12 protein-coding genes are annotated in these 17,304 nt (G+C 72.8%); 2 read left to right on the top strand and 10 right to left on the bottom strand.

Annotated elements, in window-relative coordinates; all coding sequences use genetic code 11:
* Positions 1 to 209: 209 nt before the first annotated feature.
* The 4 genes from BLU95_RS13805 to nrdR form a co-directional block, all read right to left on the bottom strand.
* Positions 210 to 764 carry a Clp protease N-terminal domain-containing protein gene (locus BLU95_RS13805; RefSeq protein ID WP_093860278.1) on the bottom strand — a complete coding sequence of 185 codons (555 nt, stop codon included), beginning with the start codon at positions 762 to 764 and terminating at the stop codon, positions 210 to 212.
* A 3-nt stretch (positions 765 to 767) separates the two neighbouring features.
* The gene (locus tag BLU95_RS13810) at positions 768 to 1,007 is read right to left on the bottom strand and encodes an RNA polymerase subunit sigma-70 (RefSeq protein WP_093860279.1); all 240 of its coding nucleotides are present in this window, start codon (positions 1,005 to 1,007) and stop codon (positions 768 to 770) included.
* Positions 1,008 to 1,142: 135 nt separating this feature from the next.
* The gene (locus BLU95_RS13815) at positions 1,143 to 4,043 is read right to left on the bottom strand and encodes a vitamin B12-dependent ribonucleotide reductase (RefSeq protein WP_093860280.1); all 2,901 of its coding nucleotides are present in this window, start codon (positions 4,041 to 4,043) and stop codon (positions 1,143 to 1,145) included.
* Positions 4,044 to 4,245: 202 nt separating this feature from the next.
* A complete protein-coding gene (gene nrdR / locus BLU95_RS13820; protein ID WP_030396649.1) occupies positions 4,246 to 4,743 on the bottom strand; it encodes a transcriptional regulator NrdR in 498 nt (165 codons plus the stop codon).
* Between the two features lie 345 nt (positions 4,744 to 5,088).
* On the opposite strand from nrdR, the gene lexA reads away from it, so the two are divergent.
* Positions 5,089 to 5,970: a transcriptional repressor LexA gene (gene lexA / locus BLU95_RS13825; RefSeq protein ID WP_369826377.1), complete on the top strand. Its 882-nt coding sequence runs from the start codon at positions 5,089 to 5,091 to the stop codon at positions 5,968 to 5,970.
* Positions 5,971 to 6,159: 189 nt separating this feature from the next.
* Here the strand turns inward: lexA and BLU95_RS13830 are convergent, their stop codons facing one another.
* The 5 genes from BLU95_RS13830 to BLU95_RS44075 are packed head-to-tail and all read right to left on the bottom strand — an operon-like array spanning position 6,160 to position 14,085.
* The gene (locus BLU95_RS13830) at positions 6,160 to 8,292 is read right to left on the bottom strand and encodes an ATP-dependent DNA helicase (protein WP_093860281.1); all 2,133 of its coding nucleotides are present in this window, start codon (positions 8,290 to 8,292) and stop codon (positions 6,160 to 6,162) included.
* Between the two features lie 12 nt (positions 8,293 to 8,304).
* Positions 8,305 to 10,131, bottom strand: a complete 1,827-nt coding sequence (locus tag BLU95_RS13835; protein ID WP_231978758.1) for an IucA/IucC family protein — start codon at positions 10,129 to 10,131, stop codon at positions 8,305 to 8,307.
* Positions 10,109 to 11,572, bottom strand: coding sequence for a lysine N(6)-hydroxylase/L-ornithine N(5)-oxygenase family protein (locus BLU95_RS13840; RefSeq protein WP_093860282.1), 1,464 nt, complete (start codon positions 11,570 to 11,572; stop codon positions 10,109 to 10,111). The genes BLU95_RS13835 and BLU95_RS13840 overlap by 23 nt, the downstream gene beginning before the upstream one ends.
* A gap of 15 nt (positions 11,573 to 11,587) precedes the next feature.
* Positions 11,588 to 12,190, bottom strand: a complete 603-nt coding sequence (locus BLU95_RS44070; RefSeq protein ID WP_231978560.1) for a GNAT family N-acetyltransferase — start codon at positions 12,188 to 12,190, stop codon at positions 11,588 to 11,590.
* Positions 12,187 to 14,085, bottom strand: a complete 1,899-nt coding sequence (locus tag BLU95_RS44075; protein ID WP_159424884.1) for an IucA/IucC family protein — start codon at positions 14,083 to 14,085, stop codon at positions 12,187 to 12,189. Before BLU95_RS44075 ends, BLU95_RS44070 begins: the two co-directional genes overlap by 4 nt.
* 329 nt (positions 14,086 to 14,414) lie before the next feature.
* On the opposite strand from BLU95_RS44075, the gene BLU95_RS13855 reads away from it, so the two are divergent.
* A complete protein-coding gene (locus BLU95_RS13855) occupies positions 14,415 to 15,602 on the top strand; it encodes a trypsin-like serine peptidase (protein WP_093860284.1) in 1,188 nt (395 codons plus the stop codon).
* A 104-nt stretch (positions 15,603 to 15,706) separates the two neighbouring features.
* On the opposite strand, the gene hflX is transcribed toward BLU95_RS13855, so the two are convergent.
* On the bottom strand, positions 15,707 to 17,215 hold the full coding sequence (gene hflX / locus BLU95_RS13860) for a GTPase HflX (RefSeq protein ID WP_093860285.1): 1,509 nt from the start codon (positions 17,213 to 17,215) through the stop codon (positions 15,707 to 15,709).
* Between the last annotated feature and the right edge of the window lie 89 nt (positions 17,216 to 17,304).

Here is a 17,304-nt window from a genome sequence, read left to right on the forward strand (position 1 = left end):
GGGGCTGGTGGTTTCTGTCATCGGTGCGGTGTCCTCGGCAGAAGTCGGGCAAATGCGCGACCGCCCGGCCGACGTCGTGGAACGTCTCCGGGCGGTGTTTCGGTTCACGCAGTCGGCCGATCATATCCATTCAGACGATGTGCTCAAACGGTAAGTTGACGGTCAGTCTCTTCCGGCCACGCTCCGTATACCGATCCACCTCCATCCCCTCACTCCATCGCCACCTCGACCGCACGTCGCACCTCGGCGAGGTCCAGCCCGTGGCCGGCGACGACCCGCGCCCCGAGCCCCTCCCCCTCAAGGAGCACCCCGAGCAGGAGGTGGCCGACCGCGATGTGCCCGGACTTCATCCGCAGCGACTCGCGCAGCGACAGTTCCACCGCCTTGCGCGCCGGCGCGGTGAACGGGCTCCGACCCTCGGCGCGGAACCACCCCCGCCGCCTCGGTTCCGGCTGCGGCGGGGAGTCCAGCGCCCCCGCCCCGAACACGGACTCCACCGCCTCGCGCACCGCCTCCAGGTCCACCCCGATCGAGGCCAGTGCCTGCGCGTCGCCACCCGTCCCGAGCAGCCGACCGACGGCCCGCCGGGCCTCCGCGTGGTCGAGCCCGGCCTCGATCAGCACCCGGGCCGCCGGGTCCGCCGGCTCGGCCAGGACCGCCAGCAGCAGGTGCTCGGTCCCGACGTGCCCGTGCCCCAGCTCCGCCGACTCGCGCCCCGCCTGCCCGACCGCCCGCCGGGCCTCCTCGGTGAATCGCTCGAACATCGCTCAGTCCCCGTCCTTCCCGCTTCCACCGGCGTCGCGCCGCGCGTACTTCTTGTGCACCGCCTGCCTGGTCACCCCGAGGCAGACCGCGATGTCCTGCCACGACCAGCCCTGGTCCCGCGCGCTGCCGACCTGCAACCCCTCCAGCCGGTCCGCCAGGTCCCGCAACGCCCGGACCGCCCGGAGCCCCACGGCCGGATCCCGACTGGCCGCCGCGGCCGCCAGTTCTCCGCTCTCGTTCATACTGTCAACCTAGGTTGACGGCGATGAGATGTCAACCAAAGTTGACAGAAAAGCCGAAAAGGCGGGGCGAGGACATCGCTGTCCTCGCCCCGCCTTCAGTACCGGCTCACCTCACTCGGGAGGCGGCGGCTGCGCTCAGCTGCAGCCGCTGGTGGAGCCGCAGCCTTCGCAGAGGTAGCAGCTGCCCGCGCGGCGCATCTTGGTGCCGCAGGAGAAGCAGAGCGGCGCGTCGGCGTTCATGCCCAGCTGGATCTCCATCAGCTCGGTGGAGTTGTGGGCCTGGGCCGGGGCGGCCTTGGGCGTCGGGGCGGCGACCGGGGCCGGAGCCGGGACGGCGACCGGCTTCGCGGCCACCGGGGCGGACTGCGCGAGCGTCTCGGTGTCCAGCTCCTCGTCCGCCTCCAGCGGCTCGTAGGAGCCCGTCTCCAGGTGGCGCTGACGCTCCTCGACCGAGTGGATGCCGAGCGCCGAACGGGTCTCGAACGGCAGGAAGTCCAGCGCCAGGCGGCGGAAGATGTAGTCGACGATCGACTGCGCCATGCGCAGGTCCGGGTCGTCGGTCAGACCGGCCGGCTCGAAGCGCATGTTGGTGAACTTCGAGACGTAGGTCTCCAGCGGGACGCCGTACTGCAGGCCCACCGAGACGGCGATGGAGAAGGCGTCCATCATGCCCGCGAGGGTCGAGCCCTGCTTGGACATCTTCAGGAAGACCTCGCCGAGGCCGTCGTCCGGGTAGGAGTTGGCGGTCATGTAGCCCTCGGCGCCACCGACCGTGAAGGAGGTGGTGATGCCCGGGCGGCCCTTGGGCAGGCGCTTGCGGACCGGGCGGTACTCGACGACCTTCTCGACCGCGGCGGGGGCTGCGGCCTGCTCGGTCTTGGCCTCGGAGTCCTTCTTCTTGGCCGAGAGCGGCTGGCCGACCTTGCAGTTGTCGCGATAAATTGCCAGGGCCTTGACGCCGAGCTTCCACGCCTCGAAGTAGATCTCCTCGATCTCCTCGACGGTGGCAGTCTCCGGCATGTTGACCGTCTTGGAGATGGCACCCGAGATCCACGGCTGGATCGCGGCCATCATCCGGACGTGGCCCATGGCCGAGATGACCCGCTCACCCATCGCGCAGTCGAACACCTCGTAGTGCTCGCGCTTCAGACCCGGCGCGTCCACCACGTTGCCGTGCTCGGCGATGTGGGCGACGACCGCCTCGATCTGCTCGTCCTGGTAGCCCAGGCGCTTGAGGGCGCGCGGGACGGTGCCGTTGACGATCTGCATCGAGCCGCCGCCGACGAGCTTCTTGAACTTGACTAGCGCGAGGTCGGGCTCCACGCCGGTGGTGTCGCAGTCCATCATCAGACCGATGGTGCCGGTCGGGGCGAGCACCGAGGCCTGGGCGTTGCGGAAGCCGTTCTGCGCGCCGATCCGCAGGACCTCGTCCCAGGTCGCGGTGGCGGCGGTCCAGACCGGGGCGTCCAGCTCGTCGAAGGACACGCCGGCCTTCGAGGCGTCCGCGTGCTGCTTCATGACCCGCTGGTGCGGGGCCGCGTTGCGGGCGTAGCCGTCGTACGGGCCGACCACACCGGCGAGTTCGGCGCCCCGGCGGTAGGCGGTGCCGGTCATCAGGGAGGTGATGGCGCCGGCCAGGGCGCGGCCGCCCTCGCTGTCGTAGGCGTGGCCGGTGGCCATCAGCAGGGCGCCGAGGTTGGCGTAGCCGATGCCGAGCTGGCGGAACGCGCGGGTGGTCTCGCCGATCTTCTCGGTGGGGAAGTCGGCGAAGCAGATGGAGATGTCCATCGCGGTGATGACCAGCTCGACGACCTTGGCGAAGCTCCCGGCGTCGAACGAGTCGTCGTCGCGGAGGAACTTCATCAGGTTGAGCGAGGCGAGGTTGCAGCTGGAGTTGTCCAGGTGCATGTACTCGGAGCAGGGGTTGGACGCGTTGATCCGGCCGGACTCCGGGCAGGTGTGCCACTGGTTGATGGTGGAGTCGTACTGGATGCCGGGGTCGGCGCAGGCCCAGGCGGCCTCGGCCATCTTGCGGAAGAGCTTCTTCGCGTCGACGGTCTCGATGACCTCGCCGGTCATCCGGGCGCGCAGGCCGAATCCGGTGCCGTTCTCGACGGCGGTCATGAATTCGTCGTTGACGCGGACGGAGTTGTTGGCGTTCTGGTACTGGACGGAGGCGATGTCGTCGCCGCCGAGGTCCATGTCGAAGCCCGCGTCGCGCAGGGCGCGGATCTTCTCCTCCTCCTTCACCTTGGTCTCGATGAAGGCCTCGACGTCCGGGTGGTCGACGTCGAGCACGACCATCTTGGCCGCGCGGCGGGTGGCGCCACCGGACTTGATGGTGCCGGCGGAGGCGTCGGCGCCGCGCATGAAGGAGACCGGGCCGGAGGCGTTGCCGCCGGAGGAGAGCAGCTCCTTGGAGGACCGGATCCGGGAGAGGTTGAGGCCGGCGCCGGAGCCGCCCTTGAAGATCATGCCCTCTTCCTTGTACCAGTCGAGGATCGACTCCATGGAGTCGTCGACGGACAGGATGAAGCAGGCCGAGACCTGCTGGGGCTGCTTGGTGCCGACGTTGAACCAGACCGGCGAGTTGAAGCTGAACACCTGGTGGAGGAGGGCGTGGGTCAGCTCGTGCTCGAAGACCTCGGCGTCGTCCGGGGTGGCGAAGTAGCCGTTCTTCTCGCCGGCGGCGCGGTAGGTGAGCACCACGCGGTCGATGATCTGCTTGAGGCTCCACTCGCGCTGCGGGGTACCGAGGGCGCCGCGGAAGTACTTGGAGGTGACGATGTTGACCGCGTTGACCGACCAGAAGTCGGGGAACTCGACGCCGTGCTGCTCGAAGTTGATCGAGCCGTCACGCCAGTTGGTCATGACGACGTCGCGCCGCTCCCAGCGGACCTTGTCGTACGGGTGCACGCCAGGGGTGGTGTAGATGCGCTCGATCCGCAGGCCGCCCTTGGGAGCCTTGCCGGCACCCTTGCCCGCGGTCCGGTCGGACTTCGACCCGCGTGCGGAACCGCTCGTGGTGTCTGTCACTTCTGTTCCTCCTCCTGGTTGGGCAAACGCCCGAAGTGCACCGAAAAGTCCGGGCACGGCTGGTTCGCTCTTCCGGTGTGCGGCAGGCAGGGATCTTCACCCACCGCGCACGTTTTGTCATGGTCTGTGCGCCGTTTTCGGGCACACGTCGGCCCCGGGGGACCGAAGGAGTTGCGCCGACCCCGGAAAGGGGCCGGGCCGGCTAGGGCGCGGCGGCGGCGACGGGCACGCAGGCGCCGTCGGCCTCGGTGGCGGGCTGCTCGGCGCGGAGCTCCGCGATGGCGGCCTCGAAGTCTTCCAGTCCGTCGTACGCCTGGTAGACGCTGGCGAAGCGCAGGAACGCGACGACGTCGAGTTCCTTGAGCGGGCCGAGTATGGCGAGCCCGACGTCGTGGGTGGTGAGCTCGGCGTTGCCGGTGGCCCGCACGCACTCCTCGACCCGCTGGCCGAGCTGGGCGAGGGCGTCCTCGGTGACCGGGCGGCCCTGGCAGGCCTTGCGGACTCCGGAGATGACCTTCTCCCGGGAGAACGGCTCGGTGACGCCGCTGCGCTTGATGACCATCAGGGCTGCCGTCTCCACCGTGGTGAATCGGCGACCGCAGTCCGGGCACTGCCGGCGGCGGCGGATGCAGCTGCCGTCCTCGGTGGTCCGGCTGTCGACGACGCGGCTGTCGGAGTGCCGGCAGAAGGGGCAGTGCACCTGAGGATCCCTCCTTGGCAGGACGTGCGGACTTGGTCGAGTCTATGCGATCCCAGGGCCCTGCGAGCAACCCGATCTTGAGGCCTCGACCACAAGTACTGGGCCACGGAGAGGACTGTAGCCACTACATCTAGGTTTCGGAGCGAAGGAGGGGTGCTGGCGTGTCGCCGCGCGCGATACCCTCGGAGCCGATTTCCGATCGAACATTTAATCGATGTACAACAAAGCCTTGATCGAGTCAGCCAACTCCCGAATAATTCACTCGAACGTGTGTTTGGCGCAACCTTTCGATACGAGGTGCGTTGGGCTGGAAAAAGGAGAGGACAGCCGTCGAGAGGGGCAGCCGTGAACGCCGTCGAAAGCAACACCATCCCGGTGCAGGATCACTCCCAGCTCAAGGTGGGGCAGCGCACCACGAATCAGCAGAGCGTGGACATCAGCATGGACCGCAGCGAGGACCATCGCCCCCTGGGCCCGGGCATTTCCGGGGTCGGGCGTGTTCCGGACCAGCCCATCGAACACTCCCCCGCCCTGGACGACGCCCACCCGGCGCCGACCCGTTCCGCGCCGGGCCGCCCGCCCGGGATCCGGACCGACGAGGCCGGCCTCACCGAGCGCCAGCGCCGGGTGATCGAGGTCATCAGGGACTCCGTGCAGCGCCGGGGCTACCCGCCGTCCATGCGCGAGATCGGCCAGGCCGTCGGCCTGTCCAGCACCTCCTCGGTGGCCCATCAGCTGATGGCCCTGGAGCGCAAGGGCTTCCTGCGGCGGGACCCGCACCGCCCGCGCGCCTACGAGGTCCGCGGCGTCGAGGTGGCCCGGCCGAACACCGCAGAGACGGCCGGCCGCCCGTCCACCTCCTACGTGCCGCTGGTCGGCCGGATCGCCGCCGGTGGGCCGATCCTGGCCGAGCAGACCGTCGAGGACGTCTTCCCGCTGCCGCGGCAACTGGTCGGCGAGGGCGAACTGTTCGCGCTCACCGTGCGCGGTGACTCGATGATCGAGGCGGCCATCTGCGACGGCGACTGGGTCACCGTCCGCCGCCAGCCGGTCGCCGAGAACGGCGACATCGTGGCCGCGATGATCGACGGCGAGGCCACCGTCAAGCGCCTCAAGCGCGAGGACGGCCGGATCTGGCTGATGCCGCACAACCCCGCGTACGAGCCGATCAACGGCGACAACGCGACCATCCTGGGCAAGGTCGTGGCCGTCCTCCGCCGGCTCTGACCGCACCGGCTCCGCCGTACCGGAAGAAGCCGGAACCCTCGGAACCACCCGGAACCAGCCGGACGGAGCCGGAAGCACCCGGCGTCCACGAGCCGCCGCCCCGCCCGGACCCACAGGAAGGGGCTCCCCGCACACCTCGCGTGGAGCCCCTCCGGCCTGTCCCGACCTGTCCCGGCCCGTCGGCCCGGATCAGCCCCGCTTCGGCACCGGCCGGACCGGCGCCGCCGATTCGTCGATCGCCGCCAGCGAGCGGCGCACCTGGTTGCGGTCCGTGGTGTACCAGAACTCCGGCATCGAGGACCGGAAGAAGCCGCCGTACCGCTTGGTCTCCACCCGCGGGTCGAGCACCGCCACCACGCCCCGGTCCTCGGCCGCACGCACCAGCCGCCCCGCACCCTGCGCCATCAGCAACGCCGCATGGGTGGCCGCGACGGCCATGAAGCCGTTCCCGCCGCGCTGTTCGACGTCCTTCTGCCGGGCGCTCATCAGCGGGTCGTCCGGCCTCGGGAACGGGATCCGGTCCATCACCACCAGCTGGCAGGCCGAACCGGGCACGTCCACGCCCTGCCAGAGCGACAGGGTGCCGAACAGGCAGGTGCTCGCGTCCGAGGCGAACTCACGGATCAACTCGCCCAGGGTGTCCTCGCCCTGAAGCAGGATCCGCTGGTCCAGCCGCTCCCGCATCGCCTCGGCGGCCGTCTGCGCCCCCCGCATCGAGGAGAACAGCCCCAGCGTCCGCCCGCCGGCCGCACCGATCAGATCGGCCAACTCGTCCAGCATGTCCGGCCGTTCGGGATCGCGCCCGGGATCGGCCAGATGCCTGGCGACATAGAGGATGCCCTGCTTGGAGTACTTGAACGGCGAGCCGACATCGATCCCCCGCCAGTGCGGCACCGGCTCGTCGCCCATGCCCTCGCCCGCCGCCTCCGGGTTGTCGCCGGGCGTGCGGACGTCCGGCAGCCGGGCGTCGGACGGCAGGCCCACCGAGGCGGCCACGCCGGTGAAGTCCCCGCCGAGCTTGAGGGTGGCCGAGGTGAGCACCACCGCGCGCTCCTTGTACAGGCCCTCCCGCAGCAGCCCGGAGACGCTCAGCGGGGCGACCCGCAGCGAGGCGGTGCCCAGCCCGTAGCGGTCGCTGCGCTCGATCCAGACCACGTCGTACTCGGAGTCCTGGAGCAGCCGGTCGGCGGTCTCGTGCAGGGACTCCGCGGCGGCCATCGCCTGCTTGCGCACGGCGTCCTCGTCGCTGAGCCCCTTGTCCCTGGTCTCGCCGAGCGAGGTGATCACCTGCCGGGAGGCGTCCCGGATCGCCGTCACGGCGTAGGCGAGGTACTCGGGCAGCTCCTCCACCCGGCCGGGCTGGGCGGTCTCCATCAGGCCGTGGTAGTTCTCGGCGGCGGCCTGCAGCGCGTCCACGGCCTTCTCGTTGGCGAGCCGGGCGGCCCGCTTGACCGTCCGGTTCACCGCGCCGACGGTCAGCTCGGCGGTGGCCGCCCCGGTGACCCGGTTGACCAGCTCGTGCGCCTCGTCGATGATCAGCAGCCCGTGCTCGGGCAGCACCGGAGCACCCTCGATCGCGTCGATCGCGAGCATCGCGTGGTTGGTGACGACGACGTCGGCGAGCTTGGCCCGCTCCCGGGCCTTCTCCGCGAAGCACTCCTGGCCGTACGCGCAGCGGGTCGCGCCCAGGCACTCCTTGGAGGTGACCGCGAGCTGGGCCCAGGCCCGGTCGGAGACGCCGGGGGTCATGTCGTCCCGGTCGCCGGTCTCCGTCTCGTCCGCCCAGTCGCGCAGCCGGAGCACCTCCTTGCCGAGCTTGCCGGCCGGCCCGCCCAGCGCCTCGACCGGGTCGAACAGGCCCTCGCCCTCGTCACTCGGGGTGCCCTCGTTGGCCCGGTGCAGGCACAGGTAGTTGGAGCGGCCCTTGAGCATCGCGAACAGCGGACGGCGCCGCAGCACCGGGTGCAGCGCCTCCACGGTGCGCGGAAGGTCCCGCTCGACCAGCTGGCGCTGGAGCGCCAGGGTCGCGGTGGCGACCACCACGCGGTCCCCGTGGGCGAGCGCCGGCACCAGGTAGGCGAGGGACTTGCCGGTACCGGTGCCGGCCTGCACCAACAGGTGCTCGCCGTGGTCGACGGCGTCCGCGACGGCCTCGGCCATCCGGAGCTGTCCGGGGCGCTCGACGCCGCCGACGGAGGCCACCGCGGCGTGCAGCAGCTCGGGGACACGGGCGCGGGGGACGGCCTCCGCCGGGGCGTCCGCGACGCTCCCGGCCTCGTCGGCGTCCTCGGCGGGGAGCTGGGATTCGGAGTCGTTCGTCATGACCCACCCAGCCTACGGGGCAGGGGTGACAATCCGGTCCCGTCGGCGGGGCACCCGGCCCGTACCGTCCGCGGCGAGCGGGTTGGGCACGGTGCCGTGCCGGGCGGCGTGCGGCCGGTGCGGGCGGTCGCCGTAGCCGTCCAGCAGCAGCCGGTTGCGGTTCAGGCAGAGCCGGTCGATCCGGGGCCGGAACAGGTCGAACAGCGCGAACCGTTCGGCCAGTTCCGGGAAGCGCCCCTGGTAGCGGTGGATCTCGGCGCGCAGCAGCGCCCAGAACTCCGCCTCGGCGAGGCCGGTCCCGGCCTCCAGCAGCGGTGCCAGATAGCGGTACACGCCGATGAACAGCCCGGAGTGCAGGAACTGGCACAGGCCCTGCGGGTCCTCGCGCAGCAGCACCGCGTCCACCTCGGCGGGCAGGTCGCGCAGTTCCGGCAGGTCCTGGTCGCTGAGGTTGACGTCGTCGACGAAGTCCTTGACCGCCAGCCGGACCGGCACGTCCCGCTCGTCGAAGACCAGGACGGCGTTCTCACCGTGCGGGGAGAACACCAGCCCGTAGCGGTAGAGGAAGTGCAGCAGCGGCGGCAGCATCGCGGCGAACAGCCGGCCGGTCCACTCGGCGGGGGCGAGCCCGGAGCGGGCGACCAGTTCGGCGGCCAGCGGCCGTCCGTCGCGTCCGGTCTGGAGCAGGGCGGCCAGGGTGCGGCCGCGCTCGCCGGGCGCCAGGGCCGGGCCGAGCGGCTCCCGCCAGATCGCGCCGAGCAACTCCTTGTACTGGTAGGGGGCCTCGGGCAGGTCGCGGTAGACCGGGTGGTCGACGGTGACCGAGGCGATCTCGCCGAGCAGCACCACCCGGCACTCCTCGCGCAGGAAGGGGTCGGCGTCGCGCAGCCCGTGGATCCAGGCGGTGACGGCGGGCGCGGCGAGGGTGCGTTCGGTGGGCAGGCCGCGCCAGACCAGGGTGTTGAGGACGGCCAGCGGCAGTTTGACGGTGCAGCGCTCGGGGTGGCTCTCGTTGAAGAACGAGCGGATCGACTGCTGGGGCAGCCGCAGGTCGCCGTCGGTGCCGAGCGGCACGATCTCGCCGGAGGCGATCCACGGGGCGAACAGCGGCACCACGGTCTCGTCCCACTGCCACGGGTGCACCGGCAGCAGCAGGTAGTCGTCGGCGGCGGCGCCGAGCGGGGCACGGAGCGCGGCCGGGTCGTCGAGCTCCCGGCGGTACAGCAGCTCGGCGTCGGCGAGGCCGGCCACGCCCCGGTACTCGGCGAGCCGGCGGTGCACCGCGATCCAGGGCAGCGGGCGCGGGGTGCGGGCCTCGGGGGCCCAGCGCGCGGCGTCGGCGGCGGAGAAGCCGATCCGGCCCTTGTTGGGGACGATCCACGGGTGGCCGCCCTGCCGGCCCTCCAGCTCGGTGTGGCCGAGGTCGGCGAGTTCGGCGGCGGTCAGGCCGGTGGCCAGCAGGTGGGCGTCGGCGATCAGGGTCGCGGTGAGCTCGCGCAGCAGGTGGCCGGTGGTGTCGCCGCGCAGCCCGAGGACGTGCCGGGCGTGGACCAGGAAGCGCAGCGGGTCGAGGCCCGCCGGGTCGTCGCAGTGGACGGATCCGGGGTCGACGAGCCAGCTCCCGTAGGCGCCGCGCCGGGCGGTGAAGCGGTACTCGGCCCCGGGCAGGGCGAGCGTCCAGCCGTCCGGTTCCCCGGTCCCGGTCGGGGCGAGGAGTTCCTCGTAGGCGAACTCGCCGAGCATCTTGGCGAGCAGCGCGCGGCCGGCCCGCTGCCAATGGCCGGCGGTGAGCTGCGGCGGCAGGTACAGCGGCGGTTCAGCGGCCGGCGGTTGCGGCACGGGTCGGCTCCTGGGGTCGGGGGAGGCTGGAAGCGGGAAGGGAGGAGGCGGGGGCGGCCTCGGCGGCCGGACGGGCCCCCGCGGTCGTCGGGGCGGGCGGCGCGGAGGCCGGGGCGGGCGGCGCGGGCGGCGCGAAGCCGGTCCAGGCGGTGCGCCGGGGCAGCCGGTGGACGGTCCGCCCGGTGACGGCGTTGAGGATCACCGCGGCCCGGTGGGCGCCGAGCCCCAGGTCGGGAGTGCCCACCCCGTGGGTGTGCAGCTCGCCGTTCTGCACGTACAGCCCGCCGGTGACCTCCGGTCGGGTGGCCACCCGGTGGTCGAGGTCGACCCGGTAGCGGCCGGCCGGGTCGCGGTCGATCAGGTGGGCGAGCGGTTCCAGGGCGGCCGGTCCGGCCGCCCGGTAACCGGTGGCGAGCACCACGGCGTCGGTGCGCACCAGGTGCGCGGTACCGGAGTCGGTGTGCCGGCAGTCGAGTTCGAGCCCGCCGCAGGGGCCGGGCCGCGCCTCGGTGACCTCGGTGCCGGGCGTGATCTCGACCGGCGCCGCGCCGACCGGCCGGCCGACGGTGCGTTCGTACAGCTGGTCGTGGATCTCGGCGAGGGTCTCGGCGGAGGCGGCCTTGTGGAGCTGCCACTGGGCCTCGACCAGGTGGTCGCGGACGGCTCCGGGCAGGCCGTGGAAGTACCGGGTGTAGTCGGGGGTGAAGTGCTCCAGGCCGAGTTTGGAGTACTCCATCGGCGCGAGCGCCCGGGTGCGGGTGAGCCAGCGCAGTCGCACGCCGTCGCCGTCGTGGCGGCGCAGCAGGTCGAGGAAGATCTCGGCGCCGGACTGCCCGCTGCCGACCACGGTGACGTCCCGGGCACCGGCCAGTCCGTCGCGCCGGTCGAGGTAGTCGGCGGAGTGGAAGACGCCCGGGTGGCCGTCGAGCGCGGCGAAGGCCGCGGGGCGGACGGGCAGGGTGCCGACGCCGAGCACGACGTTGCGCGCCTCGACGGTGTGCTCCCGGCCGGTGGCGGGTTCGCGCAGCTCGGCGCGGTAGCGGTCGCCGGTCCAGTGCAGGGCAGTGACCTCGGTGCCGAAGCGGCAGTTGGCGAGCCGTTCGGCGGCCCAGCGGCAGTAGTGGTCGTACTCGCGGCGGGTGAGCTGGAAGCGCTCGGTGAAGTAGAACGGGAACAGCCGCTCCTCCTCCCGCAGGTGGTTGAGGAAGGACCAGGGGCTGGTCGGGTCGACCAGGGACACCAGGTCGGCGAGGAACGGCACCTGCATCCGCGCGCCGTCGACGAGCATCCCGGGGTGCCAGCGGAACTCCGGGCGCCGGTCGCAGAAGAGGGTGCGCAGCCCGGGGACGGGCTCGGCGAGCGCGGCGAGCGAGAGGTTGAAGGGGCCGATGCCGATGCCGAGCAGGTCGTACGGTCCGGACGGGGAGGCTGGGGTGTCCATGAGTCGGGTGCTGTCCTAGGCGGGGTGCGGGGTGCGGTCGCGGATCATCAGGGCGGCCCGCTTGTCGGGCAGGTCGAGTTCGGCGGCGAGCCGGAAGCCGGCCCGCCGGAAGGCGCGGACGGAACGCCGGTTGCGGACGTCCGGCTCGGCGACCACCCGTTCGCAGCGCGGGCGCTCGCGCAGCACCCGGTCGGCCAGGGCCGCGAGCAGGGCGGTGCCGAGGCCCCGGCCGCGGCTGGCGGCGGGCCCGAGCAGCAGGTGCAGTCCGGCGTCGTGCGGCCGGGCCGGGTAGTGCGCGGCGAGCGGGTCGAGGTCGGCGCGGTAGACCTCCCAGTAGCTCATCGGGGTGTCGTCGAGCAGTCCTAGGCAGGGCAGGCTGCTGCCGTCGCCGTCGAGCTGGCGGCGCAGGTGCCGTTCGGTCACGGCGGACGGGCCGGCGAGTTCCCAGAACGCGGCCACGTCGGGGTCGTTCATCCAGCGGGTGAGCAGGCCGAGGTCGGCAGGGAGCCGGACCCGGCGGAGCCGGAACTCCCCGGCGACGGTGGTCATCGCGCCCCATCCGGCGGGATCGTCCGCCGCGCGGCCGGTGCCGGCCGTCCCGGCCGCCGGCCCGCTCACGCGCCCGCCACCGGGTTGGGCAGCTCGATGTAGACGGACTGGGTGGCGACCGGCCCCACCAGCTCGTCCAGGCCCTGGATCCGGGTGAGCAGATTGGCCTTGCAGGGCAGCGTCGGGGCGTCGAGCAGCAGGCCCGGGAGCACGGAGCCGGTGGCCCGGGCGGCGGGCCCGGTCAGGAAGCTCCGGAGTGCGGCCAGCAGCACGGCCTCGTCGGCGAGGCGCTGCGAGCCGAGGGCGCCGACCAGGCCGAGGACGTGGTTGATGCCCAGGTAGTAGGCGAAGTGGTGGTCGATCACCGGGTCGTCGAGGAAGGTGTCGCTGCGCGCGCCGAGGCCGGGCAGCCGGGCGGTGAGCCGGTCGGTGGCGCTCCGCCGGTAGTAGTAGCCCTGGTTGTCGCGGTAGCGGCCGCCGTTGGGCCAGCCGTCGGCGTCGAGCAGGACGAGGCTGTTCTGCTGGTGCGCCTCCAGCGCGATGCCGGCCTGTCCGTCCAGCCAGAGCACGGGCAGGACGACGGCGTCCAGGTAGCGCAGGAACCATTCGGCCGCCACGGTGGGCAGCGGCCGTCCGGTGCGGGCGGCGAGCGTCCGGAGCAGGTCGCCGAGCCGGGACGGGACGCGCCCGGCCTCCTCGCCGGTCCCCGCCGGGTGGGGCCGCTCGGCGACCAGACCGGCCACGCAGTGGGCGCGGTCGCCGGGGGCGAAGGGCTGGGCGCGCAGCACGGTGTCGAAGCCGCCGGGGTCGCCGAGACCGGGGTGGTCGACGCCGATCCAGGCGGGGTCGCGGACGATGTCGAAGCCGGGGTGGGCGGCCCGCCACTCGGCGCCGAGGCCGCTCTCCAGCAGCCGGTGCATCTCCAGGCCCCGGTGGAGCTCCTTGCGGAGGTTCTCCCGGCGGGAGTTGGTGATCCGCAGGCCGAGCGAGAGCTTCAGCATCCAGGGGGTGCCGGGCCGGTAGACGGTGCGCACCGAGGAGGTCGGGTACCAGGCGGCGCCGGACGGGCCGAGGTCGTGCAGCCGGCCCTCGGCGAGCAGGGCGGCGACGGCCGGGCGGTGGGCCAGTTCGCGGGCCTGCCAGGGGTGCAGCGGCAGGGCGGCGGTGCCGGGCGGCAGCAGGGCGGGGTCGCCGAGCAGCTGGGCGGTGATCCGGTCGGCGCCCTCGGTGAGGGCGGAGCCGGCGGCGAGCAGTTCGCGGTCGACGGCGTACCAGTGCAGTTGGAAGGAGCCGTGCAGTTCGGGCGAGTAGGCGGCGCTCTGGGCGGGGCCGAGGCCGTCGCGGCTCTTGGGGGTGGGGTGCAGCGGGTGGCCGAGCAGCAGGGACTGCTCGGTGGCGAGGAACGCGGAGCGCTCGGGTCCGCCGGGCGCCGGGGCGGTGCCGGAGCGGTGGTGGGCGAGGATGTCGGCGGTGCGGACCACCGAGTCGGCGACCCGCGCGGCGAGGTCGGCGATCTGCCCGGGGTCGGGCCGGTCGGCGGCCGCGGCGGCGAGCAGGGCGGCGGCGGTGACGGCGTCCACCGGGGCCTCGTGGAGGTCCTCCGCCGCGCCGGCCCCGAGGGTGGCCGGGCCGAACCGGTGCCAGCCGGCCGGCGACCAGTGCCGGACGGGGGCGGAGAGCCGGGCGGCGCCGCCGAGGACGGCGATCCGCAGGTGTCCGTCCGGGCCGGGCGCGGCTCCGGTCTCGCGGGCCCAGCAGCGCAGCAGGGCCTCCACGCCGGCCTGTTCGGCGGCGACGGCGGGGTCCGGGTGGAGCAGCCGGTCGGACACCGCCGGGGCGGCGGCGGGAACGGTGCCGGCGGCGGTGGGAACGGCGGTGGGAACGGTGCCGGCGGCGGCCGGGGCCGCGGGGCCTGGCCGGCCGGCCGGGGTGTCGGGTGGGGCTCCGGTGAGGGCGGTGCTCAATGCTGCTCCTTGGTGCGCGTGGAGTGCCGACGCGCGTGGGGTGGAGGAATCCGGCGGGCGCTCGCACCGTCGCGTCAGGTAAGGGTTACCTATCCCTGACGGTTGATCACAAGAGCGCTTCACTCGTCCGGGTGAAGACCGGTGAAGGTTCACCATTCGGCGGGGAGCGGGCCCCCAGTGCCAACGAGCCGACGGCCCCCGCGTCACAGATCGGTGACCACCCACCGGGAAGCGCAACCGGGGGCCGCCCGGCGCCGTCCTGGTGGCCAGTGGCAGACTCCAGGACGGCGGCCCGCCGCCCACACCGAACCACCAGGGGGACAGCACTCATGCCAGCGATCCACCGGTCCGCCGCGGCCGCCGTCCTCGCCGCGGGGACCCTGCTCGCCGTCACCGCCTGCGGCCCCGACGGGCCTTCGGGCGGCGGGGGAACCGCCGCCCCGCCGCCCTCGGCGGGCGCCTCCGCCTCCACCACCGCCGCGGGGGGCGGCAGTGGCGTGATCGGCGGCATCACCCTGCCCACCGGCATCCCGACCAGCCTGCTGGAGGGCCTGCCGAAGAGCTGGGACGACCTGACCCGGTGGAAGTTCGAGGACTGGGACAACTGGGCGTCCAAGCACGTCTTCAACAACCCGATCGTCAAGGACTTCTGGAACCCGGACAAGATGGGCGACTCCAAGCCGGCCGACCCGGCGCCGCCCACCGCCAAGCCCGCCGACGACGCCGGGGTCACCGACCCGGAGCCCGCGACGGTCAAGGCCGTGCCGGTGCCGCGTCCGTACACCAAGCAGCCGTCCGGGAAGGTCTTCTTCTCCGCCGAGGGCGGCCGGGGCAACTGCTCGGCCACCGTGGTCCAGGACCCGGCGCACCCGGGCAAGAGCAATCTGGTCTGGACGGCCGGCCACTGCGTCCACCCCGGCAAGGGCGGCAACTACTTCAAGGACCTGGTGTTCGTCCCCGCCTACAACAACTCGGGTGCCTCCAGCGGCGGCAAGAAGGCCCCGCTGACCGAACTGGCGCCGCTCGGCACCTGGTGGGCCAAGGACGTGGTGACCTCGCCGCAGTGGCTGGTCGAGGGCGGCGGTACCGGTGACGCGGCGAACCAGTACGACTTCGCGATCATGCGGGTGGGCAACCAGAACGACACCGGCAAGTCGCTGGAGGAGACCGTCGGCGGGGCCGTGCCGGTCTGGTTCGACGCCCCACGCGACAAGGTCACCGCCACCGCCGTCGGCTACCCGCTGTACAAGCCGTTCGACGGCCAGGAGCTGTACAAGTGCGAGGGCGGGAAGCCGACCCGGCTCTCCTTCGACCCGAAGCGCCCGTCGATGCTCACCATCGGCTGCAACATGACCCAGGGCTCCAGCGGCGGCGGCTGGTTCGCGCCGATGCCGGACGGCAAGCTGGCGCTGGTCTCCAACACCTCGATCGGCACCCAGGACCACACCTCGCTGAGCGGGCCGTACCTGGAGACGGTCGCCAAGCAGGCGCTGGACTGGATCGCCAGGAAGAAGTAGCCCCGGCCCGGCCGCCGGCCGGACCGGCCCGGACACGCCGACGGCCCCGGCCCCCTTCCGCGAGGAGGGGGGGACCGGGGCCGTTCGCGTTCGCGCGGGCCGGATCAGCCCTGCGGCGTCAGCGCCACCGCGAAGGGCTCCAGCTCGGCGGCCAGCTCGGCCGGCACCTTGGCGTGCAGCAGGGTGCCCTCGCCGGTGTGCTCGGCACCGAGCAGCTCGCCCTCGGCGTGCACCCGGGACACCAGCGCGCCCTGGGTGTACGGGACGAGCGCGTGCACCTCGACCGCCGGCCGCGGCAGCTCGTCGTCGATGAGCGCGAGCAGTTCCTCGATGCCGACGCCGGTGCGGGCCGACACCACGATGGCGTGCGGCTCGCGGCGCAGCAGCCGCTGCAGCACCAGCGGGTCGGCGGCGTCGGCCTTGTTGATCACCACGATCTCCGGCACGTTCTGCGCGTCGACCGAGACGACCACCTCGCGGACGGCGGCCAGCTGCGTCTCCGGCTCGGGGTGCGAGCCGTCCACCACGTGCAGGATGAGGTCGGCGTCGGCGACCTCCTCCATGGTGGAGCGGAACGCCTCGACCAGGTGGTGCGGCAGGTGCCGGACGAAGCCGACGGTGTCGGCCAGGGTGTAGACCCGGCCGCTCGGCGTCTGCGCCCGGCGCACGGTCGGGTCGAGGGTGGCGAACAGCGAGTTCTCCACCAGCACGCCCGCGCCGGTGAGCCGGTTGAGCAGGGAGGACTTGCCGGCGTTGGTGTAACCGGCGATGGCCACGGACGGCACCTGGTGGCGCTTGCGCTCCTGGCGCTTGGTGTCGCGACCCTTCTTCATGTCGGCGATCTCCTTGCGGAGCTTCGCCATCTTCTCCCGGATCCGGCGCCGGTCGGTCTCGATCTTGGTCTCACCCGGTCCACGGGTGGCCATGCCGCCGCCGGACGAGCCGGAGCCACCACCGCCCATCTGCCGGGAGAGCGACTGGCCCCAGCCGCGCAGTCGCGGCAGCATGTACTGCATCTGCGCGAGCGAGACCTGAGCCTTGCCCTCGCGGGACTTGGCGTGCTGGGCGAAGATGTCCAGGATCAGGGCCGTCCGGTCGACGACCTTGACCTTGACCACGTCCTCCAGGTGGATCAGCTGGCCCGGGGTGAGCTCACCGTCGCAGACCACGGTGTCGGCGCCGCTGGCGGCGACGATGTCGCGCAGGTCCTTGGCCTTGCCGGAACCGATGTAGGTGGCCGCGTCGGGCTTGTCACGGCGCTGGATCACGCCGTCCAGCACCTCGGAGCCGGCCGTCTCGGCCAGTGCGGCGAGCTCGGCCATCGAGTTCTCCGCCTCCTCCAGGGTGCCGTCGGTCCAGACCCCGACGAGCACCACGCGCTCCAGGCGGAGCTGGCGGTACTCGACCTCGGTGACGTCCTCGAGCTCGGTGGAGAGGCCGGCGACACGGCGGAGCGCGGCGCGCTCGCTGCGGTCGTACTGGTCGCCGTCGTAGTGGTGGCCGTGGTCCTCGTCGATGGCCGCGAGGTCCTCGTCCATGAGGGCTTCCGCCCGCAGACCGTCGATGCGGCGCGCGGCGTCGGTCTGGTCGCGGGTGTCGAACGTGGAGGTCATTCTGTCCTTCGGCTGCTGGAACGGGTGGCCTGTGCGCGACCGTACGGACGGTCGTGCCGGGAGTCTGCCCGGCTGCCGCCCCGACTACC

It is taken from the genome of Streptomyces sp. TLI_053, assembly GCF_900105395.1.
In the GTDB taxonomy this organism is placed as follows: Bacteria; Actinomycetota; Actinomycetes; order Streptomycetales; family Streptomycetaceae; genus Kitasatospora.

What these genes read in the sequence shown, in the direction of transcription:
- hflX (WP_093860285.1), bottom strand. Translation starts at nt 17,215, where the DNA reads ATGACCTCCACGTTCGACACCCGCGACCAGACCGACGCCGCGCGCCGC.
- BLU95_RS13855 (WP_093860284.1), top strand. Translation starts at nt 14,415, where the DNA reads ATGCCAGCGATCCACCGGTCCGCCGCGGCCGCCGTCCTCGCCGCGGGG.
- BLU95_RS13810 (WP_093860279.1), bottom strand. Translation starts at nt 1,007, where the DNA reads ATGAACGAGAGCGGAGAACTGGCGGCCGCGGCGGCCAGTCGGGATCCG.
- BLU95_RS13805 (WP_093860278.1), bottom strand. Translation starts at nt 764, where the DNA reads ATGTTCGAGCGATTCACCGAGGAGGCCCGGCGGGCGGTCGGGCAGGCG.
- BLU95_RS13840 (WP_093860282.1), bottom strand. Translation starts at nt 11,572, where the DNA reads ATGGACACCCCAGCCTCCCCGTCCGGACCGTACGACCTGCTCGGCATC.
- BLU95_RS13830 (WP_093860281.1), bottom strand. Translation starts at nt 8,292, where the DNA reads ATGACGAACGACTCCGAATCCCAGCTCCCCGCCGAGGACGCCGACGAG.